The following is a 25823-nucleotide window of genomic DNA, read 5'->3' as shown; positions in this document are numbered from 1 at the left end:
TCTACGGCAAAATAACTGCTTACACAATATTTTGATAATCAATAATTTACAAACAGGCTTAACTGTTGATAATTTTCCCCATTCAAACGGTCTCTTTTTTCCCTTTTCCGCATTTATGGTGACATTTTTAGAAATTAATATTCACACCACCCATAAAAGTCGCTTTCGGCATAGGGAATCCGTCATTTATCTGGTATCGCTGTGCCAGCAGGTTTTCTCCCTTAGCGAACAGACTGGCAAATTTACAAAGTTTGTAACTGCAGGTCAGATTCCACAATACAAAATTCTCCTGTTTCTCACTTCCGGTATCGACTGAGGTATAGAGTCCTTTTATGTACTGTAAATCAGTAGAAATTCCCCATCTGCCTTTTGAGAAACTGATGCCGGCATAAAGTTTATGCTCAGGAGCGGCAAGTACCGGATGCTCCATATGCAGCCAGCTATAATTGGCAGAAACGCTCCACAAAGAGTTTATCCGGTAAGCAATATTCGCTTCTATCCCCCAATTCTCTATTTCGCCAGAGTTGATGTTACGGGGTGGACGGGTGGAGCGGTCGGTAATAATCACATTATCCCCATTAATATAATAGAAGTTTGCACCGTAAACCAATGCACCGTTCCATAAATGCTGTGAATATGATAATTCGTAGTTTACCAACTTTTCCGACTTTAAGTCCGGATTTTGGGGAGGAAATATAAACATTTCGCGTATAGTAGGATTACGATAACCTTTACCGACCATTGCTTTCAATACTGCATTTTCGGGCAGATGAAAAGACAAACCGCCTTGTGGTACCCATTCTGTACCTACTTGTGTATGATGATCCACACGTATACCGGCATCCAGGGTCAACCAATTACCAATAGCTTGGCGAAAGTCAATATAGCCGGCCAGTTCATTCATATTTTTATTGGCAATGTCTTCATTGTGGCCATCGCTCAAATAATGACTCCATGCATGACCGCCAAAATGAAGATAGTCAAAACCGAGAGTCAATCGGTTTCCTGTGAAGAGGGTAGCACTTTGATACCATGACAGCCCCATCATCCGGTCCTTAGAATTAAAACGGTCATCGATCGGCTCTTCTCCCGTACCATATCCATCGTTTATTTTATGCCGTCCCCAGTTGTAGAAGAAACTCAATGCTCCGGATGTATTTTCATATTTGTTTTGTAAAGCAAACGAAGTCATTCCTCGTGTAATGCGGGAATCATTATCAAACATCGGTTCGTTTGTTTTCCCCGGATTGGAGGCATTGAAATGGGTGATGTTTACATCGCCATATATATTCCAGAAATCATTGAATTCATAACCTAATTTGGCATAACCGCCATATTGCTCGAATTCCATATTATCCCGATGCCCGTCTGTCCGGTTATACGATCCTGTGACCACGCTGCTGAAACGCCCTTTTTTCACAAAATTCGAAAATTCACTCTGAAGCGTGTTGTAAGAGCCGTAACCTATCCGGGCACCGGTTTTCACTCCGTCCTGTTGTATCTTTCGGGTAACAATGTTGACAACACCACCCATCGCATTTGAACCATAAAGGACAGAAGCCGGGCCACGTAATACTTCCACCCGTTCGGCCAGCATCGACTGGTAAGCATCAGCGATCGGATGCCCCATTAATCCCATGTATTGCGGATGTCCGTCGATAAGAATCAGCATACCTGCCGCTCCTCCGATTCCACGCAAGTTCATGCTTCCGGCCGCACCGTCTGATACACCGTATCCCATTACACCTCTGCCGGTAATGAATAATCCCGGTACTTGTTGAACCAATGTCGGCAATAAAGAGGGTTGATAGCTGTCTTCTATCTGTTTACGGCCAACAACAGAAACTGTCATCGGTAAATGACGAATATCCGTCTCGCTGCGTGTTCCCGTCACAACCACCTCGTCTATTCTATAATTTTTAGTTGTATGGATGGTGTCATTTTGTGAATAAACAGACAGGGACGAACCTAAAAACATGCAGGCCAATAAGGTGACTGATTCCTTTTTCTTTCTTTTCATTGTAAATAGTTCTGGTGTTTCTGGTAATATTAAGAATCTGTCTAAATTTTCCTTTCTGAGGTTTTCATCAGCTTATTTTGAGCTTGTTTTCGGTCTATTTTCCCATTTTCATTCGTCAGGCTTACCGTTATCCTCCCCATAAAAATGAAGAAATATCCTCAAAATAACTCTCAAAATAATACTGAGCACGATTTAAACAGGCTCTAAAAGAATAAAATTCCGGAAGATTACTATTCGGTTTTTCAATCCGAACCTTCCACTTCGCAAAAATAGAGACTTTTTTTCTTTCCACTTGTAGACAAATTACTATTATTACTACCCAAATTACTGATTTTGACCGCATGAATAAAAACAGGGTAGTTCTTTATTCATACTTCTCCTGCTTTTATCATTTTGCCATACCACAAAATTGCAAGAGGGAAGGAGACGTCTTTTGTATACAAATTACGGATATGATAACCCGGATTACCGATTCACTTCATCACCCTGCACAAAGTATATTTTTAATTTGTATCTTTGGTACGGTTTTAATAAAAAACACTGCTTATGAATAAGATAATCAAACTGGAAGGTGTCGATCAATACAACAGTCTGTACGGACTTGAAACCCTGCACCCGTTGGTAAGTGTTGTAGACTTGACAAAAGCAACAAAGTCGATCAATCACATTCAAATGAATTATGGCCTTTACGCACTCTTTTTGAAAGAAACAAAAAGTTGTGATATCAAATATGGGCGTCAGTATTATGATTATCAGGAAGGAACGATTGTCTGCTTTGCTCCCGGTCAATCCGCCAGCGTAGAAATGCTCGAAGACGAAATCCAACCACAAGTATTCGGTATTGTTTTCCATCCCGATCTGATTCGTGGCACTTCCTTGGGAAAGAGTATAAAAAAATATACGTATTTTTCTTATGCCGTTAGTGAGGCGTTGCACCTGTCCGAACAGGAAAAAGAGATTGTAATGGACTGTTTGAAAAAGATACAGATAGAATTGGAACATGCCATCGATAAACATAGCAAAGAACTGATCGCAATGAATATCGAGCTATTGCTCAACTACTGCATGCGCTTTTATGAACGCCAGTTCATTACCCGCAACAACGTAAATAAAGATGCTCTCACAAAATTCGAACAGCTATTGGACGATTACTTTGAAAGTCAGCTACCTATGCAAGACGGTTTGCCGTCTGTGAAATATTTTGCAGACAAGATTCATCTTTCTCCCAATTACTTTGGCGATATGATTAAAAAGGATACCGGCAAAACACCGCAAGAACATATCCAGGAAAAAATCATAGAATTGGCTAAGGAACGTATAATCGGAACCGATAATACAGTGAGTGAAATTTCATACGCGTTGGGATTCCAGTATCCGCAGCATCTCAGCCGGTTGTTTAAAAAAAGGGTAGGGTGTACACCGAACGAATACCGGCGACAAAACAGTGAAACCGGTTTATGAAGAAAGACATATTGAACGTAAAGAGTTCGTCATCAACCCCTTTTGGGCATTATTACGTTTATGGAGAAAAATAGATTAACGTAGAAACTGTACGGGGACGTGTCAAAACTCCCCTTTTATCGAAATCACCCTCGCTACAACTGACTGAACTGCACTCCTAAAGTTTTATGTCCAACTTTTGGGGTACAGTTCAGACTGTAGCGAAGGTGTTTTTTAGTTTATGGGAGTTTCGACACACCTTCAAAGAAAAATAATGAGTTATTAAAATCAAAGTATCCATCGATGGCTTTGCCCTTAATAACTCATTTATATCCAATTACCTTATACCTTTATATCCAACTGCCGCATACCTTTATACCCAACTACCGTATACCTTTTCCCATCTCATAGGCTTCTGACATGGCCGGATTGTCTTTTACTTCACCTACATGCCATGCCCCCGCACATAATACTACTCCTTTTATCGTCGGATTTTCCAAACAATCAAGAAATCCCTGGAATGTATCGATCGTACGTTCCATCAGTTTTTTGTCTTCTTCGGCAGCAGTGGCTATAAAATAGAAATCTTTATTGCTCATCTTCGTGTAAAGACTACAACAGCGGTCTATCAGTGTCTTCATCTGTGCACTCATCGTGTAGAAATAAACCGGAGTGGCCATAACAATGGCATCTGCAGCCACCATTTTGTCTATTACTCCAGTAGCATCATCTTTCTGCGGACAAGGCTTGTTATGAACACTGCATGTGCCGCAACCGGTGCAATACTCAATTCTTTTGTCGCGTAAAAAAATCTTTTCCACTTCGTGGCCTGCTTCAATAGCACCACGCATAAACTCATCACACAGTGTATCGGAGTTTCCTTTCCGACGCGGACTGGACGATATTATCAGAATTCTTTTTGCCATAACTCTTTTTATCTATTTACGGTACAAAAATAGCTTGTTATATGCTAATTTGCCGTAGATGAATTACAGAAAAAGCAACCTGAATTACAGAAATTCATATTCCGGTGAGTTCTCCTTCCTTAAGGCCCTTTATTTAGCGTGAAAGTTGGTTAAATAAACGGGTATATAGAGAGGAATATTCCATTTTTTATTCATAGATTTGCGTCTGACTACTATGTCAAACTTAGATGTCTGATTACATTATATTTGAATAAAATGTTTAGAATTGGCTTTGATATTGGCTCTACAACTGCAAAGATGGTTGTACTCGATGAGAACGGTAATATTGTTTTCTCAAAATATGAAAGACATAATGCAAAAGTAAAAGAAACAGTCATTTCCTTCTTAAAGGAATTATTGTCTCAGGTTGGGGACGAAGAAATATCCATAAGAATCACCGGTTCTATCGGTATGGGAGTTTCTGAAAAATGTGCTATCTCTTTTGTACAAGAGGTGGTAGCAGCAGCAAAAGCAATACAGAAGGATCATCCTGCCATGGCTTCCATGATAGATATTGGCGGTGAAGATGCTAAGGTCGTCTTTTTTAAAGACGGTGAGCCCACCGATTTAAGAATGAACGGGAATTGCGCTGGAGGGACGGGAGCTTTCATCGATCAGATGGCAATCATCTTAGGAGTGGATGTCAATGAGCTGAATGCTCTGGCGATGCATGCAGATCAGGTATATCCGATCGCATCGCGTTGCGGGGTTTTCTGCAAAACGGATATTCAGAATCTCATTGCCAAGAACGTGAGCCGTGAGAACATTGCAGCTTCTATATTCCATGCCGTGGCGGTGCAGACGGTAATAACATTGGCTCATGGCTATGACATAAAAGTACCGGTTTTGTTCTGTGGCGGCCCCTTGACTTTTATCCCTGCGTTACGTAAGGCCTTTATCAATTATCTGTCTTTGGATGAGAAGGATGTGATTCTGCCGGATCATGGAACTTTGTTACCGGCCTTAGGCACGGCGCTGTCCAATACGGATCAAGACGAATGCTATAAATTGTCTCATTTACTGGAGAAAATCGATAAGAGCCTGGGCACCTCCTCTCATGCATCCACCGATCTGAAAGCAATTTTCGAGAATGAAACGGAATATACTGCCTGGAAAAACAGAATGGCAGGCAACAAGATAAAAAAGGCAGAAATGAAAGCCGGCGAACAAGACGTGTTTATAGGCATCGACTCCGGATCTACCACTACCAAGATCGTTGTGATAGATACCGATTCACGGCTTCTGTATTCATATTATAATAATAACGGCGGCAATGCGATTAAAACAGTCGAGGAGGGATTGAACGAATTGTATGAAACATGCCGGAAACGCGGTGCAATACTCCATATAAAGGGAAGTTGCTCTACCGGTTATGGTGAAGATTTAATAAAATCCGCCTTCCAACTCCATTCGGGGATTATTGAAACCATTGCACATTATATGGCGGCGCAGTATCTGGATAAGCAAGTCTCTTTTATTCTCGACATCGGCGGACAGGATATGAAAGCTATTTTCGTGAATAAGGGAGTTATCGACCGGATAGAAATCAATGAAGCATGCTCGTCCGGTTGCGGATCATTTATCGAGACCTTTGCCAGGTCATTAGGATATACGGTAAGTGATTTCTCTTTGGCTGCCTGCCGTTCATCCGTGCCCTCCAATTTAGGGACGAGATGTACAGTGTTCATGAACTCGAAGGTAAAACAGGAGTTGCGCGATGGAGCTACCGTCAATGATATAGCTGCCGGATTGGCCTATTCGGTAGTCAAGAACTGTCTTTACAAGGTATTAAAACTAAAGGATATATCTACTTTAGGTAAAAATATCGTAGTACAGGGAGGAACCATGCGCAACGATGCCATTGTCCGCGCCCTGGAAATACTCACCGGTGCAGAAGTGTCGAGATGCGACAAACCGGAATTGATGGGCGCCTTCGGGTGCGCATTGCACGCCATGCAGCATCAGGGTGTTTCAATCCGTCTGGATGAGATTATAGCGAAAGCGCAATACACGTCGCGTTTTCTGCGTTGCAAGGGTTGTGATAATCAATGTCTTGTCACCTGTTATCAGTTTGGCAACGGAAAGAAGTATTACTCCGGAAACAGGTGTGAGAAGGTATTTACCAATGGTGAAAACAATGGCTGCAAAGGTGAAAACGTGTACCATCAGAAAAATGAACTTCTGTTTAACCGCAATACGGAGATCATCCATCCCCGAATGACCATCGGTATTCCCCGATGCCTGAATATGTATGAAGAATATCCATTCTGGCACACCCTTTTTACCGCCTGTGATATCCAAGTCTGTTTATCTGATGTTTCTAACTTTTTAAGTTATGAAAACAGTGCACGCATGGTCATGTCGGATAACATCTGCTTTCCTGCCAAGTTGGTACATAGCCACATCAATAACTTGCTGCAGAAGAAAGTGGACAGGATATTCATGCCTTTTGTCGTGTTCGAGAAGAAAGATAAAGAACAGAACAGCTATAATTGCCCCATCGTATCGGGATATTCCGAAGTAATCAAAAGCGTGGATTCCGGATGTGTGCCGATAGACTCTCCGGTTATCACTTTCAAGGACAGAAAGTTGCTCTTCAAGCAATGCAGAGATTTCCTTATCGGCCTGAACGTAGATATAAATACCATCCGGACGGCTTTCAAGAAAGCAGAATACGAACAAGCCGCTTTTGAGAAGGAAGTCGTTTCCTATAACGAAAAAGTATTGCAAGACATCGGGAAAAATAAAACATTGACCGTGATGCTTGCCGGTCGCCCTTATCACAGCGACCCACTGATACAGCACAAAATATCCGACATGATCGCGGAGATGGGAGTCCATGTCATAACCGATGATCTGGTAAGAGACAAAGAGGTCGGGATCGACGACATCCATTTCGTTGCGCAATGGGCATATACCAATCGTATTTTGAAAGCCGCCAAATGGTGTGCTACCCAAGGCAAAGAGATACAATTCATTGAAATGACTTCGTTCGGTTGCGGGCCGGATGCTTTCCTTGTCGACGAAGTGCGTGAAGTGTTGATGCGGCACAATAAATCACTGACTTTACTGAAGCTGGACGATATAAGCAACATCGGTTCCATGAAATTGCGGGTAAGGTCTATGATCGAAAGCTTGAAGCTGATAGACGAACACCCTGCCGAAACGCCGGATATCAAAGACTTTGTGACTGTCCCGATATACGATCAGACTTATCGCAACCGTAAGATACTGGTACCATTCTTTACACCCTTTATGTCGCCTTTGATTCCTTCCATTCTGAAAGTGGCCGGATATGATGTAGAAAACCTGCCTTTGAGTAACAGTGAATCATGCGAGTGGGGATTGAAATACGCCAATAATGAAGTCTGTTATCCGGCTACATTAATAGTCGGTGATATTATAAAGGCATTCAAGAGTAAGAAATACGATCCGGCAAAGACGGCTGTCGCCATCACTCAAACAGGCGGGCAATGTCGTGCCAGCAATTATATTTCTCTGATAAAGAAAGCATTGATTGATTCCGGATATACAGATGTACCGGTCATCTCCATCTCTTTCGGCGGTGGGATAGAGAACAATCAACCGGGATTTAGTGTTAACTGGCTGAAAATACTTCCGGTGGCTTTCTATTCAATCTTGTATAGCGACTGCATCGCCAAATTCTATTACGGATCGGTAGTCCGTGAAAAAGAAAAAGGCATTTCAGCCAGATTGCGGGATCAATATCTGGAGCTTGCAGCCGAAGCTATCGGCAGAAGGGACACGAAGCAACTGCTTCTGCTGTTGCAGTCTGCTGCCGATGAATTCAATGCCGCATGCATGGACTGCGACGCACCCAAAATAGGAGTGGTAGGAGAAATCTTTTTGAAGTTTAATCCTTTCGCCCAAAAGAACCTGATCGATTGGCTGATAGAAAAAGGCGTAGAAGTGGTTCCTCCGATTTTATCAAACTTCTTCATGCAGAGTTTTGTCAATCGCAAGGTCAATGTAGAGGCACATGTGGAGAACAGGCAGCTATCGGATCTGGTTCTGAATGGGGGATACAGGATAGCAAGAAAGCAGATAAACAAGATCAATGCGATAGCAGCCCGATTCCGTTATTTCGTTCCGTTCGGTGATATATTCGAAGAAGCTGAAGAAACAAAGAAGCTGGTTTCACTGCATGCACAATTTGGAGAAGGCTGGCTTCTTCCTGCCGAAATTGTTGCATTTGCCCGTGAAGGAGTAAATAATGTGGTCAGCCTTCAGCCATTTGGCTGTATTGCAAACCATATTGTTGCAAAAGGAATAGAAAAACGTGTTAGAAATTTTTATCCGGATATTAATTTCTTATCTTTGGACTTTGACAGTGGAGTCAGCGAAGTCAATATAGTGAACCGAATGCTCCTGTTTATGGATAATCTAAAAAAATAATGGATATGGCTACAAATGACAATAACATAGAAAACAAGATAATAGAAACAGCCCAGCAATTATTTGTGAAAAACGGGTTTACAGACACCAACATGAGTGATATTGCAGCAGCCGTAGGTATAAACCGCCCTACATTGCATTATTATTTCCGGACAAAAGATAAAATGTTCCAAGCCGTTTTTGGAAACATCATACTTTCTTTGGCTCCCGAAATTCAAGGGATTATGGTGCAGGACAAACCCATATCCGAACGGATAGGCAGGGTAGTCGATGCCTATTTCAAAATATTTACCGATAATCCTTCCCTCCCGATATTCATAGTAAGGGAAATAGAACGGGATATGCCACATTTGATCAGTACGGCTCGTGCATTGGAACTGGAACGCTATTTTCATGAGATAGGTGTCAAGCTGCAAAAAGAAATGGATTCCGGAAAACTGAAACAGGTTCCCATACATTTTGTATTTTATACCTTCTACGGGCTTCTGGTATTTCCTTTCCTGGCAAAAAAACTAAGCACTTCGGTCTTTCTCAATGGCGATGAAGACTTCCATGAAATGCTTCAAACCTGGAAATCACATATCATCGGACAAATGGAACATCTGCTCTGCCCTTGAGCTTACAATGGCCGTTTATGAGAACATCTCCTTGATTCCCTCTTCCAAAGTATGCGGGAGGTAGTTTATTTCACGTTTGGCTTTTGCTATGTCCAATCCGCTGAAACGGGGCCGGGGAGTGGCCTCTTGCATTTCCTCCGTGGTGACAGGCTGAATAAGAGACCTGTCCAGTCCTAATACATCCGCCACCCGATAAGCGATTTCGGCAATGGAAACGCAATCGCTTCCGCAAATGTGATATATGCCGTTGCGGGGATGGTGCATCAGACGTTCCACTCCTTCGGATATGTCACCGACAAAAGTAGGAGTACGCCACTGGTCGGAAACAACACGAACCGTTTCACCGTTGCGGAGTTTATCGGCCACCAATTGCAGGATGTTACCGTGCTGTCCGGGCAACGCTTTCCCATACACCACTACTACGCGGACGATGGCATAGTTACTGCAATATTCACTCACGCGTTGCTCACCTTCCAGCTTGGTGACACCATAATAATTGACCGGATTAGGGGCGTCCTCTTCGGTATACAGACATTCGCTTCTACCGTCAAAAACAAAATCGGTAGAAAGATGGATGAACCGGCTGCCGTATTGCTCGCAGGCATGCGCCAGATGCTCTACGGCTATGACATTGGTTGCACGGGCCTCACTGTGATGCGTTTCACAAAAATCGGGCACAGACAAGGCGGAGGTATTGATAACCACATCCGGGCAAACTTCCTTAAAAAGAGCCTGCACTTCTGCCGCACGGCGTATATCCGCACGAATAAACCGATAACCGTCTCCCGGTGCTATGTCGTCGCGCAGTGAGCTGGCGGTCATGTTGTATTTTCCACACGATACCAAGTCATCCAGCATCCGGCGTCCTGTAAAGCCATTGGCACCGATAATCAATATATTCATTACTTCTTGTTTTTAAGGATAATAGGGATTTTTTCCCTGTTGCACTTCAATGCGGATGCCAAAGGCACCGTTGGCCGATTTCAGTTCGAAAGCGCCTTTAAACGTGTTTTTCTCCCACGGCAGCGCGCTGCGGTCAGGCACTTTGTATCCGTTTGCATTGTATTCTCCGTATGTATTGATACGCATACCGTTTTTCAACTTGAACGAGCCCATTTGCAGGTTTTGTGACGAACCGAAACCCGACCATCCGAATCCGGAATAAGAAGGTGAAAACACGTCCGACAATCCCTGAGAATAAGTTACATCCGGATGAAGCCGGAACAATCGGTTGTAGTCTTTACCGGCATCGGATATATCGAAATTCATTTTTGGCAATTGAGGGGGCATGACACTCATCAAGCCCATATCAAGCAAAAAGCCACCGAACTCCTTGTAGTTTTCACTGGGAGAGCGCGGTATGCTGTCCGACGGCAGTTCCGATTGTGCGGACACTGCAACCGTTGCCAGCAGCAGGGAAAGAGACAATATCAGCTTTTTCATATCCGTAGGTTTTATAAACGCAAAGATAGAAAATATTTGCCGATAATCCATTCATGGAAGAAATTTCCTTTCCCGGCAAACCCGAAGAAAAATGAAAGCCTGTTTCATTTTTTATACCTATGCAACTTTTATCCAAAGTTAATTGTTAATTTTGCAGCCTTTAAAAGTAACTAATAACAACCCCGTATGAAATCAGACATAGAAATAGCCCGCAGTACGGAGCTTAAGAAAATAAAACAAGTTGCAGAAAGCATCAGCATCCCTCGTGAAGAGGTGGAGAACTACGGCCGCTACATCGCCAAAATCCCCGAACAGCTGATTGATGAGGAGAAAGTGAAACAAAGCAATCTGATACTCGTCACCGCTATCACCGCCACAAAAGCCGGAATCGGCAAGACTACCGTTTCCATCGGCCTTGCCTTGGGGCTCAACAGGATTGGCAAGAAGGCGATTGTGGCCTTGCGCGAGCCCTCTTTAGGCCCTTGCTTCGGGATGAAGGGGGGAGCTGCCGGAGGAGGATATGCACAGGTGCTTCCTATGGATAAGATCAACCTCCATTTTACGGGTGATTTTCATGCGATCACCTCGGCACACAACATGATTTCCGCGTTGCTCGACAATTATCTGTATCAGAATCAGGCAAACGGTTTCGGATTGAAAGAAATTCTTTGGCGCCGGGTTCTCGATGTGAACGACCGTTCGTTGCGTAACATTGTCACCGGACTGGGAGCCAAGACGGACGGCATCACCATGCAGTCGGGATTCGACATCACTCCCGCTTCGGAAATCATGGCTATCCTTTGCCTGGCCAGTGACGTGGAAGACCTCCGCCGACGCATCGAAAACATCCTCCTCGGATTCACTTATGACGGTAAGCCGTTTACGGTAAAAGACCTCGGTGTGGCCGGTGCCATAACCGTGTTGCTGAAAGATGCCATCCATCCCAATCTGGTGCAGACAACGGAAAATACGGCAGCCTTCGTGCATGGCGGCCCGTTTGCGAATATCGCACACGGATGCAATTCCATACTTGCTACAAAAATGGCAATGACCTTCGGAGATTATGTAGTGACGGAAGCCGGTTTCGGTGCTGATCTCGGAGCAGAGAAATTCTATAACATCAAATGCCGTAAAAGCGGCATCCAGCCACGTCTGACTGTGATTGTGGCTACTGCACAAGGATTGAAAATGCACGGAGGAGTCAGTCTCGACCGTATCAAGGAGCCTAATATGGAGGGGCTGAAAGAGGGACTGCGCAACCTCGACAAACACGTGCGCAACCTGCATTCCTTCGGGCAGACGGTAATCGTGGCATTCAACAAGTTTGCCAGTGACACGGATGAAGAAATGGAACTTCTACGGCAACATTGCGAAGAATTGGGAGTAGGATTTGCCATCAACAACGCCTTCAACGAAGGGGGAGAGGGGGCTATAGATCTGGCCAACCTTGTGGTAGAAACCATCGAGAAAAAGCCGTCCGCTCCTTTGTCGTTCACCTATAAGGATGATGACAGCATCGAACAGAAAATAGAGAAAGTGGCTACCAACATTTATGGCGCCAGTGTCATCACTTACAGCACGATAGCCCGTAAGAAAATCAAGTTGGCCGCAGAGATGGGAATCACCCGTTATCCGGTCTGCATAGCAAAAACACAATACTCTTTCTCTGCTGACCCGAAAATCTACGGTGCGGTCAATAATTTCGAGTTCCACATAAAAGACATCGTACTGAACAACGGGGCCGAAATGATCGTGGCCATTGCAGGAGAAATCATGCGTATGCCGGGGCTTCCTAAAGAGCCGCAAGCCAAACATATCGATATTGTCGACGGACAGATAGACGGACTGAGCTAAGCCTCTCCCCAGCCCTCTCCGTGGGAGAGGGAGCTAAGGTTCACAAACGGATAAAAAAATCCCGCGTAACCGGAAAGGATACGCGGGACATTTGCAAGATACCTCCTTGCTATTCGTCTGATTTCTTAGTATGCGAAAATCGGATATTTCTCCATGGTCTTATTGACACGTGCACGCACCTGTGCAATCACTTCTTCATTATCCACATTGGAAAGCACTGTTTCGATCATCTCGGCAATGTCGAGCATCAGATCTTCTTTCGCACCACGGGTTGTGATGGCAGGAGTACCCAGACGGATACCCGAAGTCTGGAATGCCGAACGGCTGTCGAACGGAACCATGTTCTTGTTCACTGTAATATCGGCAGATACCAATGCTTTTTCCGCTACTTTACCTGTCAGGTCCGGGTATTTGGAGCGCAGGTCTACCAGCATGGAGTGATTGTCCGTACCACCGGAAACGATTGTAAAGCCGCGATCAATCAGGGCCTGTGCCAATACGGCGGCATTTTTCTGTACTTGTTTCTGATACTCCTTGTATTCCGGTTGCAGGCATTCGCCGAAAGCCACGGCTTTTGCAGCGATAACGTGTTCCAACGGACCACCCTGGATGCCGGGGAATACGGCAGAATCAAGCAATTGAGACATCATTTTGACCTCTCCTTTCGGAGTTGTCTTTCCCCATGGGTTGGGGAAGTCTTTTCCCATCATGATAACGCCGCCACGAGGACCGCGAAGTGTTTTATGTGTAGTTGAAGTGACGATGTGCGCATATTTTACCGGATTGTCGAGGAGCCCGGCGGCAATCAGCCCGGCCGGATGCGCCATGTCGATCATAAGGATGGCGCCCACTTTATCTGCAATTTCACGCATGCGTTTGTAATCCCATTCGCGAGAGTATGCCGAACCGCCGCCGATAATCATTTTCGGACGTTCGCGCAGGGCAACTTCCTCCATCTGATCGTAGTCTACACGGCCGGTTTCCTGATTAAGATTATACTCGCATGGAGTATAGATGATACCGGAAGTATTTACCAGCGAACCGTGAGAAAGGTGTCCGCCGTGTGCCAGGTTCAATCCCATAAATTTATCTCCCGGATTCAAAACGGCAAGGAACACGGCTGCATTGGCCTGTGCGCCGGAGTGTGGCTGTACATTGGCCCATTCGGCGCCAAAAATCTGCTTCAACCGGTCGATAGCGATCTGTTCGCTCTGGTCTACCACCTCGCAACCGCCGTAGTAACGCTTGCCGGGATAGCCTTCGGCATATTTATTGGTAAGGCAGGAGCCCATTGCCTCCATTACCTGGTCACTCACAAAGTTTTCTGATGCGATCAGCTCGATGCCTTTGAGCTGACGTTGATGCTCTTTTTCGATAATATCGAAAATTAAATCGTCTCTTTTCATTCTGGTTTATAATAAAAATAAGTTTCTTAATGCGAGATTCTTTATTAAGCGCACAAATTTATGGAAAAAGAATGATAATCCGACAAAAATATCCAGATTTATCTATTAAAATATCACCCCGAGCGAGAAACTGAGTACCTGATCGCGCCGCCGGAAGGTGATATTGCTTACTCCTGTACTTCCATCGGAATTGATATTGTCGTAGGTCACCGATTTGGAAATGTTGTGCAACCCTTGTTCATATCGGAAATCAAAAAAGATACGCGAGATGTTGACTCCCACACCGATCACCGCGCTTATGTTAAAAGGATAAAGCCGTTCGTCGATACCCTTCTGGTCAAAGTTCTCAAAAGTGATTTCGTTCTTCTTTCCCCAGATGTAGCGCAGTTTGGGGCCGGCAAAAATGGACATGCCGTACGGCCCGTTCTTCACCACATTATAACCGTATAGCACCGGGAAATCGACGCTGTGTATCATCGAAATAACTGATGCATAGTCGGGTTCTATATCCGGGTGGTGCGACCCTAATTTATCAAACGTTATTTCGCATTTACTGACGTTGTAGGATACTTCGGGCTGTATGAAGTGCTTCTTCATATTGATGCGCATGAAAAGCGCGCCGAAATAGCCGACTCTGTAATTGTTCTGAATTTCGTCGATCGTGACGTCTTGAATCTTAAAATCCGACACCAGAAACATAGAGGCATTGAAGCCGGCTTTCACCCCGATATTGAATTTACTGTTATTGGGACGCTCGATGATATCCTGCATGTTTCTTTGTGCAAAGGCAGGCCACACGCCGGCAATACCGCATATCCATATCGCCACCGCTCTGCAGAGATACAAAGCCGGGCGTCGCTTCAGATGCATGCCGCCTTTACGGTTTTCTTTTTTTCTGATTGGCATATCGGTATTGGTTATTCAGTTAATTAATCCGGTTGATTGCCCGGTTTGGTTATTCAGTTTAAATGATCCGTTTTTTGATTCAATCATCTCTTTTTCTCTACACTCCAGCCGAACTTTCCTATTTTATTGCCCAGTTCGTAATAGCCGCCATGGACATACACCAACGGGTTGGCCTCTGCCAGTTCGAGCTTGCCGGTTTCGGCATTCAGGTGCCGTTCGTCTGCACGCACGTTCACCACATCGGCTATAAACATATCATGCGACCCTAAAGACAGGATTTCTTTCACCCGGCATTCGATACAAAGCGGCGATTCTTCAATAAGCGGCGCACCCACCACGGTCGATTTGCCCGGTGTCAGCCCCATCTCTTCAAACTTATGGTAATCGCGTCCGGAACGTACCCCGCACCAGTCGGTGGGAAAGGCCATATCCGCCGTTGTCAGGTTAATGACAAATTCCATATTCTTCTTTATAATAGAATGAGAGTGGCGTTCCGGGCGTACGGATATATAACACATGGGCGGGTTCGTACAAATCGTTCCCGTCCATGCCACTGTAATAATGTTGTATTCACTCTCATCGTTTCCGCAACTCACCATAACGGCAGGCAACGGATAAATCATTGTTCCCGGTTTCCAGTCGACACGCATACATTAAATGGGATTACAATTCAAGAGATTTACGATTAGACGATTTACGATTTACGATTGGGATTACTCTTTTTGTCATTTGCTCCAACTGACAGAAGCATGATCCATCAATCGTAAATCGTAAATCGTCTAATCGTAAATCTCTTAGGTCTCTTAAATGATCGTAAACTCTTCTCTTTTCTGTTCTTTCTCGCAATAATGGCATTTCACGATGCAATTGTCCTTGTCCACCACATGAAAAAGGGTAGCCATCGGCTCGTTGTTGGTAATGCATTTCGGATTTGCACATTTGATGATCGCCTTCAGTTCATCCGGCATTTGCACCTCTTTCTTTTCCACGACTTCATAGTCGCGGATAATGTTCAGTTTCACATGCGGAGCCACTACCGAGATACGGTTGATCTCTTCGTCACAGAAAAACTTACCGGCAATCTTTATGATCCCCTTTCTTCCCAGTTTCTTGCTTTCAAGATTAAAGCCGATTGTGATATTGTTCGTCATATGTTCCAATCCGAGCAATCGCACTATCGTAAACAGCTTTTCACTGGGGATATGGTCGATAACTGTCCCGTCTCTGAGGGCAGCCACTTGCAGGGCCTGTTTATTCTCGTTCATAACTTATATCTTCTTTTTTTGATTCATGGCAGCAAGCCTCCTTCGTTGCCAGTCACCTTTCACTAATTCTCTTGTCGCTAATCGCTTGTCACTAATTCACTTGTCACTGTTCATTACCTCTTCCAGCGTGATGCCCAGTACATCGCAGAGAATGGCCTCACGGGCATACAGCCCGTTTTGTGCCTGCTGGAAATAATAGGCTTTGGGGCTTTCGTCCACATCATAGGCAATCTCGTTGACACGGGGCAACGGATGCAGGATGCGGAGGTTCGGCCGTGTGTTTTCGAGCATCCGGGCGCGAAGGATATACACATTTTTCACCCGTTCGTATTCCATAAGATCGGTGAAACGTTCGCGTTGCACACGGGTCATATACAAGATATCCGCTTCGGCAATCGTCTCTTCCGTAAAGTCGGTATGCTCCACATATTTTATATCGTGCTCTTTGCAATAAATCTTGTATTCTTCCGGCATTTTCAGTTCATCGGGAGCGATAAAATGGAAAGTCGGATTGAAGTGGCGCATGGCCATCAGCAGTGAATGAACGGTACGTCCGTACTTGAGGTCGCCCACCAGATAAATATTCAGATTCTCGAGCGTTCCCTGCGTTTTGTAGATGGAGTAGAGGTCGAGCATCGTTTGCGAGGGGTGCTGGTTGGCACCGTCACCGGCATTTACGATCGGAATCGCCGTCACCTCGCTGGCATATCGCGCCGCCCCTTCCAGATAGTGTCGCATCACGATGATATCGGCATAATTACTTACCATTTTGATGGTATCTTTCAGCGTTTCCCCTTTAGACGAGCTGGTGGCTTTGGGGTCAGTGAAACCGATAACACGTGCACCGAGCCGGTTGGCAGCTGTTTCAAAACTCAGACGGGTGCGGGTGGAGGGTTCGAAGAACAGGGTTGCCACTACTTTGCCTTCGAGCAGCCGGCGGTTGGGATGTTGTTCAAATTGCTTCGCCATTTCGAGCATATAGAGAATTTTTTCTTTCGAATGTTCGGCAATGGTTACTAAACTTCTGTTTTCCATTCTGTTATCTTTAATATTGATAGGACTTGTTTTCAGACTGTAAAGATAGAGATAAAATGCGGCATCCACAACAAAATAAAACGCAAAGTTATGCTTTTTTTCTGCCGGCGACGGTCTCTTGCCCGTGCCACAAGGAATTGATAATAATCCATACCGGACCGACGTGCTTCTTTTCATAGCTCTTCCTGTTTTTGGCCGTGTTGATTGATGCGGCAAATACAGGACGCTTTTTTATCAATGTTGTTACTGATTCCGGTAACAGATAAAAGCGGCTCGCACGCACTCTTTTTTGAGAGAGAGTTATTTATATTCTTCTCTACTCTTCTTTACGCGCGCTTCGCGTGAGCGCGCTATTGAGCCGAACAGTGTTGTGTATCAGAAAGATAGCCCGAAAGCTCGGCGGCAAATCCTTAGAGACTCCCCCCTCGTTGATCGCGTTTTTTTCTCGCGAATGCTTCGGACTTGCTCGAAAACTGCTATCAAAACGACCGGGATCCGGCCTGATAACCGTAGAGAATTTATCGTTTTCCTCTTCTCGAATTTGCATACTTTAACACCCGGTCTGGCAATCTGCCGTATTCTCATAAACCTATTTTCCGCACCTTCCGGACACGGTGCTCAAAGTAATCATGCACCGTCCTTAAGACCGATATGCACTGTACTTGGAGCTTCAATGCACCACCCTTGAAAGCAGTATGCACCGTCCTTGCGTTTTCCCGTCCGAAAAGTATCCCGCCATCCTGTATATTTCTCCGTGCGGAAGCATCACTTTTTTTTGCGCATTCGCTAAATTATGACTAACTTTGCACATTCAATAACCAGATAATTCGTAATCAGACATAATGATAAAAAAAATAATAAAATTCCTCTGGATTTTTCTTGTAATAATAGTTTTGCTCTGTGTGGGTATTTTCACCTCTATCTCCAACGGCTGGATCGGCTATATGCCTCCCGTGGAAGAACTTGAGAATCCGGATTATAAATTTGCCGCCGAGATATTTTCGGAAGACGGGAAGGTGCTCGGCACATTCTCATTGCAAAAGAACAATCGCGTTTACAGCAGTTATGCCGATCTGTCACCTGCCATCATCCATGCGCTGATCGCTACCGAAGACGTGCGCTTCACCGAGCATTCGGGCATCGATGCCAAAGCACTTTTCCGCGCGCTGGTGAAACGCGGCATCTTGTTGCAGAAAAGCGCCGGTGGCGGCAGCACGCTCTCGCAGCAGCTTGCCAAACAGCTCTTCACGGAAAAAGTGGCGAGCAACACCCTCCAGCGCCTGCTTCAAAAACCGATCGAATGGGTGATTGCCGTAAAGCTGGAACGTTACTACACCAAAGAGGAAATCCTGACCATGTATCTCAACAAGTTCGACTTTCTGAATAATGCGGTCGGCATCAAGACGGCTTCCCAGACCTACTTTGGCTGCGAACCGAAAGACCTGAAAATCGAAGAAGCCGCCATGCTGGTAGGCATGTGCCAGAATCCGTCTCTATACAATCCGGTATCCCGGAACGAAAAGATACGCAAAAATGCCTTGGGACGCCGAAACGTAGTACTCGGCCAAATAGAAAAAGCCGGATTCATCACTGCCGCAGAACGTGATTCATTGCAGGCATTGCCATTAAAACTGACTTACAACCGGGTGGATCACAAAGAGGGCCTTGCCACTTACTTCCGCGAATACCTGCGTGGAGTGATGACCGCCAACAAACCGGACAAGAGCAACTACCGGGGATGGCAGATGCAGAAATTCTATGAAGATTCGCTTGATTGGGAAACCAACCCTCTGTATGGATGGTGTGCCAAAAACCGGAAAAAAGACGGTTCGAACTACAATATCTACACAGACGGACTGAAGATTTATACAACCATCGATTCGCGCATGCAAAAGTATGCGGAGGATGCGGTGGAGGAGCACTTGAAAGAGTTGCAGGCACAATTCTTCAAAGAGAAAAAAGGACGCTCAAAAGCCCCGTATAGCAACAATCTGACACAGGCGCAGGTAGACGAAATCCTGCAAAGGACCTTAAAGCAAACAGACCGTTACCGCTTGATGAAAAAGGCGGGAGCTTCGGAAGCGGAGATCAAAAAGGCATTCGATACGCCCGAAGAGATGTCCGTATTCAGTTGGACCGGCGAAAAGGATACCCTGATGACTCCGATGGATTCCATTAAATATTACAAACATTTCCTACGTGCCGGCTTCATGTCGATGAATCCGTTCAACGGGCATGTGAAAGCCTACGTCGGTGGCCCCAACTATACTTATTTCCAATATGACATGGCCATGGTAGGCCGTCGCCAGGTGGGTTCTACGATCAAGCCGTATCTCTACGCATATGCCATGGAAAACGGTTTCTCACCCTGCGACGAAACCCGTCATGTGGAACAGACCTTACTGGATGAAAACGGTATTCCCTGGACGCCGCGCAACAGTACCAAGAAACGTTACGGCGAGCTCGTCACACTGAAATGGGGATTGGCTAATTCCAGCAACTGGGTATCTGCATATCTGATGAGTAAACTGAATCCGTATGCAATGGTCCGTCTGATCCACAGTTTCGGTGTCCGCAACAAAGAGATTATGCCGACCGTGTCGCTTGCTCTCGGCCCATGCGAAATTTCAGTAGGGGAGATGGTGAGTGCATACACCGCATTTGCCAACAAGGGTATCCGTGTAGCCCCTCTGTTCGTTACCCGCATCGAAGACAGCGAGGGTAATGTGCTTGCTACTTTCTCTCCGCAAATGGAAGAGGTCATCAGTGCATCGAGCGCATACAAAATGCTGGTGATGCTTCGTGCCGTTATCAACGAAGGAACCGGTGGACGTGTACGCAGCCGCTACGGCATCACAGCCGATATGGGCGGTAAGACGGGAACTACCAATTCCAATTCCGACGGTTGGTTTATGGGATTCATTCCCTCTCTGGTGTCCGGCTGCTGGGTAGGAGGTGAGGAACGTGATATCCATTTCGACACCATGACCTACGGACAGGGTGCTTCTTTGGCATTGCCGATTTGGGCCAAATACATGAACAAGGTATTTGCCGACCCTACTTTGGGATACGACCCGGCAGAGGAATTCCAACTGCCCGAGGGTTTTGATCCTTGTGCCGGTTCGGAAGTAGGATATGACGATTCCGGTGATACGGGACTTGACGATCTTTTTAATTGATTCTGCTTTGAGTGCTTGTCTCATATGTATCGGCAGTAATGATCACCGGAAGGAGAACCTTCTTCTGGCACGTCAAAATTTGTATGCTCTGTTTCCTTCCATCTACTTTGCAACAGAAATGGAGACAGAGCCGCTATATTTAAAGAATACCGCGCGCTTCTCCAATCAAGTGGCCTTGTTTGTCACTGCAATGGAAAAAGAAGCCGTCGTGAATGCACTGAAAGAAATTGAAATAAAAGCCGGACGCCGCCCCGAAGATAAGACGGCAGAAAAAATTCCTCTGGATATAGACTTGTTGGTGTATGGCAATGAAATACTGAAGCCGAAAGATCTGAGACGGGAGTATATCCAGAAAGGAGTGGAAGAATTAGGCACTCTCTTGGCAAGAGAGGAAGTAGGAGAGTGGCCAAGAGAGTAGTCAGTAGAGTAGTCAAGTAGTCAAGAGAGTAGTTAAGTAGTCAAGTAGTTAAGTAGTAAGTAGATGAATAGTAATAAGTAGTCAAGCAGATGACCAGTAGTCAAATAATCCGGTAGAAAGTAGACAAATGGTTGAAATAATTCAAGCCGTTAAATAGATATCTCATAGAATGAATCTATCCTACTTAACTACTTGACTACTTAACTACTTGACTACTAAACAACATAAAGATATGAAATTTTTAGGAATCATTCCTGCCCGTTATGCCTCTACGCGGTTTCCGGCAAAGCCATTGGCCATGCTTGGAGGGAAAACCGTGATACAACGTGTGTACGAGCAGGTGGCCGGTGTGCTTGACGACGCATACGTGGCCACAGACGATGAACGTATCGAAGCTGCCGTAAAAGCATTCGGCGGAAAAGTAGTGATGACATCCGTGCACCACAAAAGCGGAACAGACCGTTGCTACGAAGCAATGGTAAAGATAGGACAGGGGTTCGATGTAATAGTCAACATACAAGGAGACGAACCTTTTATCCAGCCGTCGCAACTGCATGCCATAAAAGCCTGTTTTGACGATGCCGCCACACAGATCGCCACATTGGTAAAACCATTCAGTGCGGATGCCCCGTTGGAGGCTCTGGAAAATGCCAACTCCCCGAAAGTAGTGGTCAGCGCCAATTGGAATGCCTTGTATTTCAGCCGTTCCGTCATACCCTACCTGCGTGGCGTGGATAAATCGGAATGGCTTCGCCGCCATACTTTCTACAAGCATATCGGACTTTACGCTTACCGTGCGGAAGTATTGAAAGAGATCACTTCTCTTCCGCAATCCTCTTTGGAACTGGCGGAATCTTTGGAACAACTCCGTTGGCTGGAGAATGGCTATACGATCAAGGTAGGCATCAGCGAAGTGGAAACGATCGGTATCGACACCCCCGAAGACCTCGCACGCGCGGAAGCATTCCTGAAAACCGGAAAATAATCTGACAAACCAATGATAAACAGATCACTGCAACCCGAGATACAGGACCTGGACAATCTGACTGTCCCGCTTCCCCGACGGACCACACTCTCCAACGGCATACCTCTTGCCATAATCGATGCCGGAGAGCAGGACGTGGTTCGTATGGATATTCTTTTTGCCGGTGGCAGATGGCAACAGGCACACAAGCTGCAAGCCCTTTTCACCAACCGGATGCTTCGCGAAGGATCACGGAAATACACCGCCGCCGATATTGCGGAAAAACTGGATTATTATGGAGCATGGCTGGAGTTGTCGAGTTCTTCCGAGTATGCCTATATCACCCTGTATTCCCTGAACAAATATTTTGCAGAAACACTCGAAATAATAGAATCGATCCTCAAGGAACCTACTTTCCCGGAAAAAGAGCTGAATACCGTGCTGGATGCCAATATCCAGCAATTCCTCGTCAATTCGTCCAAAGTGGATTTCCTTGCCCAGAGAAGCCTGCTGAAGACATTGTATGGCCCCGGGCATCCTTGCGGGCGGCTGATTGAAGAGACGGATTACCGGCTGGTAACCCCCGACATGCTCCGCGAATTTTATAATGAATATTACCATTCGGACAATTGCGCCGTTTTCTTATCCGGAAAAATCACGGATGAAATCATCCGCCGGGTAGAATCCGCTTTCGATGCTCCTTTCGGCAACCGGCAGCATTCTTTTATTAAGAAAGAGTACACGATCTCCACTTCTACAGAAAAACGGATATTCACGGAACAGGACGATGCCCTGCAAAGTGCCGTCAAATTAGGAACCGTCACCATCCCCCGGCAACACCCCGATTACTTGAAACTACGGGTATTGATGACTCTCTTCGGCGGATATTTCGGCAGCCGCCTGATGTCTAATATCCGGGAAGACAAGGGATACACCTACGGCATCTCGGCCGGTACCATGTTCTATCCCGATAGCGGCATTCTGCTTATCAGCACGGAAACGGACAATGAATACGTCGAACCTCTGATTCGTGAAATCTACCATGAAATAGACAAGTTGCATACCGGAACGGTATCGGAAGCCGAGCTGTCCATGGTCCGCAATTATATGTTGGGGGAAATGTGCCGCAACTACGAATCGCCTTTCTCATTGGCAGATGCCTGGATGTTTATCCATACCTCCGGACTGGACGATGCTTATTTCACCCGTTCGCTGCAGGCCGTCAAGGAGGTCACACCCGAAGAGATCAGAGAACTGGCCAATCGCTATTTGTGCAAAGAGACATTAAAAGAGGTCATAGCTGGTAAAAAGTTATCATAAAAAGGTAGCAAAGTCGCATGTTTTGGTTGATAAATCGTATCTTTGTACACAACACATGTAATCTGTAAACAGTAATTTGTATAAATCAATGAAATATCTATATACTGCACTCATATTGGTTTTTCTCTCTCAAGAAGGCGCTGTGGCGCAAAGCAAGGGGGGCTTCTTTGGTAAAATTAAAGACACCTTCTCCACAGAAATCAAAATCGGAAACTATACGTTCAAAGACGGTTCCGTATACACCGGAGAGATGAAAGGCAGAAAGCCTAACGGTAAAGGGAAAACCGTTTTCAAGAATGGCGATGTCTACGAAGGCGAATACGTAAAAGGGAAAAGAGAGGGCTTCGGCACCTATATCTTCCCGGACGGAGAGAAATATGAAGGCCAGTGGTTTCAGGACCAACAGCACGGAAAGGGTATTTTCTACTTCATGAACAACAACCGCTACGATGGTATGTGGTTTCAAGACTACCAGCACGGAAAGGGTATCATGTATTATCACAACGGGGATGTTTATGAAGGCGACTGGGTGAATGACAAGCGCGAAGGCGAAGGGACATATACCTGGAAAGACGGCTCCAAATATGTAGGAACCTGGAAAAACGACAAGAAAGACGGTAAAGGGGTGCTGGCTTGGAGCAACGGCTGCAAATACGACGGAGAATGGAAGAATGATGTCCGCGAAGGCAAAGGTACATTCGAATATACCAACGGAGAAAAATATGTAGGCGACTGGGTAGACGATCTACAACATGGCAAGGGCGTATTCTATTTAGGAGGCGACCGCTACGAAGGTGCGTATATCCAAGGCGAACGTACCGGAGCCGGTGTTTACTACCATGCCAACGGCGACAAATACGTAGGCAATTTCAGAAACGGCATGCAGGATGGCGAAGGTACATTCACTTGGGCTACCGGAGCTGTATACAAAGGTCACTGGAAAGAAAACAAACGTAGCGGGCACGGGAAATACACCTGGAGCAACGGCGACAGCTATGAGGGGGAATGGGAAAACAACCAGCCCAACGGAGAAGGAATATTAATCCTCACCAACGGAATGAAATACAAAGGCGGCTTTGTAAACGGCCTGGAAGAAGGAAAAGGTATCCAGGAAGATAAAGACGGAAATCGCTATGAAGGCTTTTTCAAACAAGGTAAAAAACACGGCCCGTTTGTAGAAAAGAACAGCAAAGGAGAAGTAACCCGGAAAGGAACATACAAATTCGGAAGGCTGGAATGAGTCAAGAAAGTAGTCAAGAAAGTAGTCAAGTAGTAGAGTAGTTAAGTAGTAAGTAGGGGATACTCCGTAAATGGGGTAGCAGTACAGAAGAAACAGTCAATGGATCAGATAGATCAATCAATAATTTACAAATAAAATGAAAGCCAACTAATTCCGCAATGGATCAGTTGGCTTTCTCATATCCTAAGATCAAATATATCTCAAAAAGAATCAAGTAATAAATAGTCACAGAATGAATCCATTCTACTTAACTACTTACTACTTGACTACTTAACTACTAAATAATATACTGTGAACTGATTGATTCGTTATTTACCACACGTTTGATTGTTTCGGCAAACATATCGGCAATACTTAACTGTTTCACTTTAGCGCATTTTTTAGCATAGGGGATACTGTCGGTAAATACCATTTCAGTAAGGCCGGATTCCTGCACACGGAAAGATGCCGGATCTGACATTACACAGTGGCTGGCAATAGCACGGACAGATGCGGCTCCGGCTTCCAGCATAATGTTGGCAGCTTTCGTAATGGTGCCGGCCGTATCTACAATATCGTCAATCAATACTACATTCTTACCCTTCACATCACCGATGATCTGCATGGAAGCTACTTCATTGGCTTTTTCACGCGATTTATTGCAAAGCACCAAAGGCACACCCAGATATTTAGAGAATGTACTTGCACGTTTGGAACCACCCACGTCCGGTGTGGCAATAACCAGATCTTCAAGGTGTAATGACTGTATATAAGGCAGGAATACAGCCGACGCATACAGGTGGTCTACCGGTATGTTAAAGAATCCCTGAATCTGATCGGCATGAAGGTCCATTGTTATCAAACGGTCGATACCGGCCACCGAAAGCAGATCGGCCACCAGTTTAGCGCCGATAGAGACACGAGGTTTGTCTTTTCTGTCTTGACGTGCCCAACCAAAATAAGGAATAACCGCAATTACGCTCTTTGCCGATGCTCTTTTTGCCGCATCTATCATCAAGAGCAGTTCCATTAAATTGTCTGAGTTAGGGAATGTGGATTGAACCAGGAATACATGTGAACCACGGATTGATTCTTCATAAGAAACAGCAAACTCGCCATCTGCAAAATGGGTGATGTTCATGTTTCCTAAAGGACAATTGAGGCTGGCGCAGATTTTCTCTGCCAGGTATCTCGAATTGGTTCCCGAGAATACCATAAAGGGTGCTTTTTCGCTCATTTTATAATAGTTGTTACCTATTTGTTAATTTGCGTGCAAAGGTATGAAATCTCCCGACAATCTAAAAGACTTATTGTAGAAAAAATATATATTCATTCTTATTTCACAGGAAATATTTG

The 25823-nt window shown here is 45.3% G+C and carries 20 protein-coding genes; 9 read left to right on the top strand and 11 right to left on the bottom strand.

Going from position 1 to position 25823, the window contains the following annotated elements; translation table 11 throughout:
* Nucleotides 1-127: 127 nt before the first annotated feature.
* Entirely contained in the window at nucleotides 128-2020 is a 1893-nt protein-coding gene (locus HMPREF1532_RS16630) for a TonB-dependent receptor plug domain-containing protein (RefSeq protein WP_005932078.1), read from the bottom strand.
* A gap of 546 nt (nucleotides 2021-2566) precedes the next feature.
* Between HMPREF1532_RS16630 and HMPREF1532_RS16625 the strand changes: the two genes are divergently transcribed.
* The gene (locus HMPREF1532_RS16625) at nucleotides 2567-3481 is read left to right on the top strand and encodes a helix-turn-helix domain-containing protein (RefSeq protein WP_005932077.1); all 915 of its coding nucleotides are present in this window, start codon (nucleotides 2567-2569) and stop codon (nucleotides 3479-3481) included.
* A gap of 362 nt (nucleotides 3482-3843) precedes the next feature.
* Here the strand turns inward: HMPREF1532_RS16625 and HMPREF1532_RS16620 are convergent, their stop codons facing one another.
* The gene (locus HMPREF1532_RS16620; protein ID WP_005932076.1) at nucleotides 3844-4386 is read right to left on the bottom strand and encodes a flavodoxin family protein; all 543 of its coding nucleotides are present in this window, start codon (nucleotides 4384-4386) and stop codon (nucleotides 3844-3846) included.
* A gap of 255 nt (nucleotides 4387-4641) precedes the next feature.
* Between HMPREF1532_RS16620 and HMPREF1532_RS16615 the strand changes: the two genes are divergently transcribed.
* Entirely contained in the window at nucleotides 4642-8841 is a 4200-nt protein-coding gene (locus tag HMPREF1532_RS16615) for an acyl-CoA dehydratase activase (RefSeq protein ID WP_005932075.1), read from the top strand.
* Between the two features lie 5 nt (nucleotides 8842-8846).
* A complete protein-coding gene (locus HMPREF1532_RS16610) occupies nucleotides 8847-9458 on the top strand; it encodes a TetR/AcrR family transcriptional regulator (protein WP_005932074.1) in 612 nt (203 codons plus the stop codon).
* A gap of 15 nt (nucleotides 9459-9473) precedes the next feature.
* On the opposite strand, the gene rfbD is transcribed toward HMPREF1532_RS16610, so the two are convergent.
* On the bottom strand, nucleotides 9474-10361 hold the full coding sequence (rfbD, locus tag HMPREF1532_RS16605; RefSeq protein ID WP_005932073.1) for a dTDP-4-dehydrorhamnose reductase: 888 nt from the start codon (nucleotides 10359-10361) through the stop codon (nucleotides 9474-9476).
* 12 nt (nucleotides 10362-10373) lie between these two features.
* A complete protein-coding gene (locus tag HMPREF1532_RS16600; protein ID WP_005932072.1) occupies nucleotides 10374-10901 on the bottom strand; it encodes a hypothetical protein in 528 nt (175 codons plus the stop codon).
* A 186-nt stretch (nucleotides 10902-11087) separates the two neighbouring features.
* Here HMPREF1532_RS16600 and HMPREF1532_RS16595 point away from each other — a divergent pair, with 186 nt between their 5' ends.
* The gene (locus HMPREF1532_RS16595) at nucleotides 11088-12755 is read left to right on the top strand and encodes a formate--tetrahydrofolate ligase (protein WP_005932071.1); all 1668 of its coding nucleotides are present in this window, start codon (nucleotides 11088-11090) and stop codon (nucleotides 12753-12755) included.
* A gap of 125 nt (nucleotides 12756-12880) precedes the next feature.
* Here HMPREF1532_RS16595 and glyA read toward each other — a convergent pair whose 3' ends face one another.
* From glyA to HMPREF1532_RS16565, 6 genes are all read right to left on the bottom strand, one after another.
* Complete coding sequence (glyA, locus tag HMPREF1532_RS16590; protein WP_005932069.1) at nucleotides 12881-14161, bottom strand: serine hydroxymethyltransferase; 1281 nt, start codon at nucleotides 14159-14161, stop codon at nucleotides 12881-12883.
* Nucleotides 14162-14266: 105 nt separating this feature from the next.
* A complete protein-coding gene (locus HMPREF1532_RS16585; protein WP_187373838.1) occupies nucleotides 14267-15031 on the bottom strand; it encodes a porin family protein in 765 nt (254 codons plus the stop codon).
* Between the two features lie 119 nt (nucleotides 15032-15150).
* Complete coding sequence (locus tag HMPREF1532_RS16580) at nucleotides 15151-15717, bottom strand: flavin reductase family protein (RefSeq protein ID WP_005932065.1); 567 nt, start codon at nucleotides 15715-15717, stop codon at nucleotides 15151-15153.
* Between the two features lie 153 nt (nucleotides 15718-15870).
* The gene (pyrI, locus tag HMPREF1532_RS16575) at nucleotides 15871-16332 is read right to left on the bottom strand and encodes an aspartate carbamoyltransferase regulatory subunit (protein WP_005932063.1); all 462 of its coding nucleotides are present in this window, start codon (nucleotides 16330-16332) and stop codon (nucleotides 15871-15873) included.
* A 96-nt stretch (nucleotides 16333-16428) separates the two neighbouring features.
* A complete protein-coding gene (gene pyrB, locus HMPREF1532_RS16570; protein ID WP_025819039.1) occupies nucleotides 16429-17367 on the bottom strand; it encodes an aspartate carbamoyltransferase in 939 nt (312 codons plus the stop codon).
* 88 nt (nucleotides 17368-17455) lie between these two features.
* The gene (locus tag HMPREF1532_RS16565) at nucleotides 17456-17650 is read right to left on the bottom strand and encodes a hypothetical protein (RefSeq protein ID WP_025819040.1); all 195 of its coding nucleotides are present in this window, start codon (nucleotides 17648-17650) and stop codon (nucleotides 17456-17458) included.
* A 559-nt stretch (nucleotides 17651-18209) separates the two neighbouring features.
* Here HMPREF1532_RS16565 and HMPREF1532_RS16555 point away from each other — a divergent pair.
* From HMPREF1532_RS16555 to HMPREF1532_RS16535, 5 genes are all read left to right on the top strand, one after another.
* A complete protein-coding gene (locus tag HMPREF1532_RS16555; RefSeq protein ID WP_005932059.1) occupies nucleotides 18210-20546 on the top strand; it encodes a transglycosylase domain-containing protein in 2337 nt (778 codons plus the stop codon).
* Nucleotides 20503-20964, top strand: a complete 462-nt coding sequence (locus HMPREF1532_RS16550; RefSeq protein WP_005932057.1) for a 2-amino-4-hydroxy-6-hydroxymethyldihydropteridine diphosphokinase — start codon at nucleotides 20503-20505, stop codon at nucleotides 20962-20964. Before HMPREF1532_RS16555 ends, HMPREF1532_RS16550 begins: the two co-directional genes overlap by 44 nt.
* A 232-nt stretch (nucleotides 20965-21196) precedes the next feature.
* The gene (gene kdsB, locus HMPREF1532_RS16545) at nucleotides 21197-21949 is read left to right on the top strand and encodes a 3-deoxy-manno-octulosonate cytidylyltransferase (RefSeq protein WP_005932055.1); all 753 of its coding nucleotides are present in this window, start codon (nucleotides 21197-21199) and stop codon (nucleotides 21947-21949) included.
* Between the two features lie 15 nt (nucleotides 21950-21964).
* On the top strand, nucleotides 21965-23248 hold the full coding sequence (locus HMPREF1532_RS16540; RefSeq protein ID WP_025819044.1) for a M16 family metallopeptidase: 1284 nt from the start codon (nucleotides 21965-21967) through the stop codon (nucleotides 23246-23248).
* Nucleotides 23249-23336: 88 nt separating this feature from the next.
* A complete protein-coding gene (locus tag HMPREF1532_RS16535) occupies nucleotides 23337-24488 on the top strand; it encodes an MORN repeat-containing protein (RefSeq protein WP_005932053.1) in 1152 nt (383 codons plus the stop codon).
* Nucleotides 24489-24765: 277 nt separating this feature from the next.
* Here the strand turns inward: HMPREF1532_RS16535 and HMPREF1532_RS16530 are convergent, their stop codons facing one another.
* Nucleotides 24766-25704: a ribose-phosphate pyrophosphokinase gene (locus tag HMPREF1532_RS16530; RefSeq protein ID WP_005932052.1), complete on the bottom strand. Its 939-nt coding sequence runs from the start codon at nucleotides 25702-25704 to the stop codon at nucleotides 24766-24768.
* Nucleotides 25705-25823 lie beyond the last annotated feature (119 nt).

Origin of the sequence: Bacteroides salyersiae WAL 10018 = DSM 18765 = JCM 12988 (genome assembly GCF_000381365.1) — a bacterium.
Classification (GTDB): Bacteria; Bacteroidota; Bacteroidia; order Bacteroidales; family Bacteroidaceae; genus Bacteroides; species Bacteroides salyersiae.
This window is presented reverse-complemented; position numbering and strand designations above follow the sequence as displayed.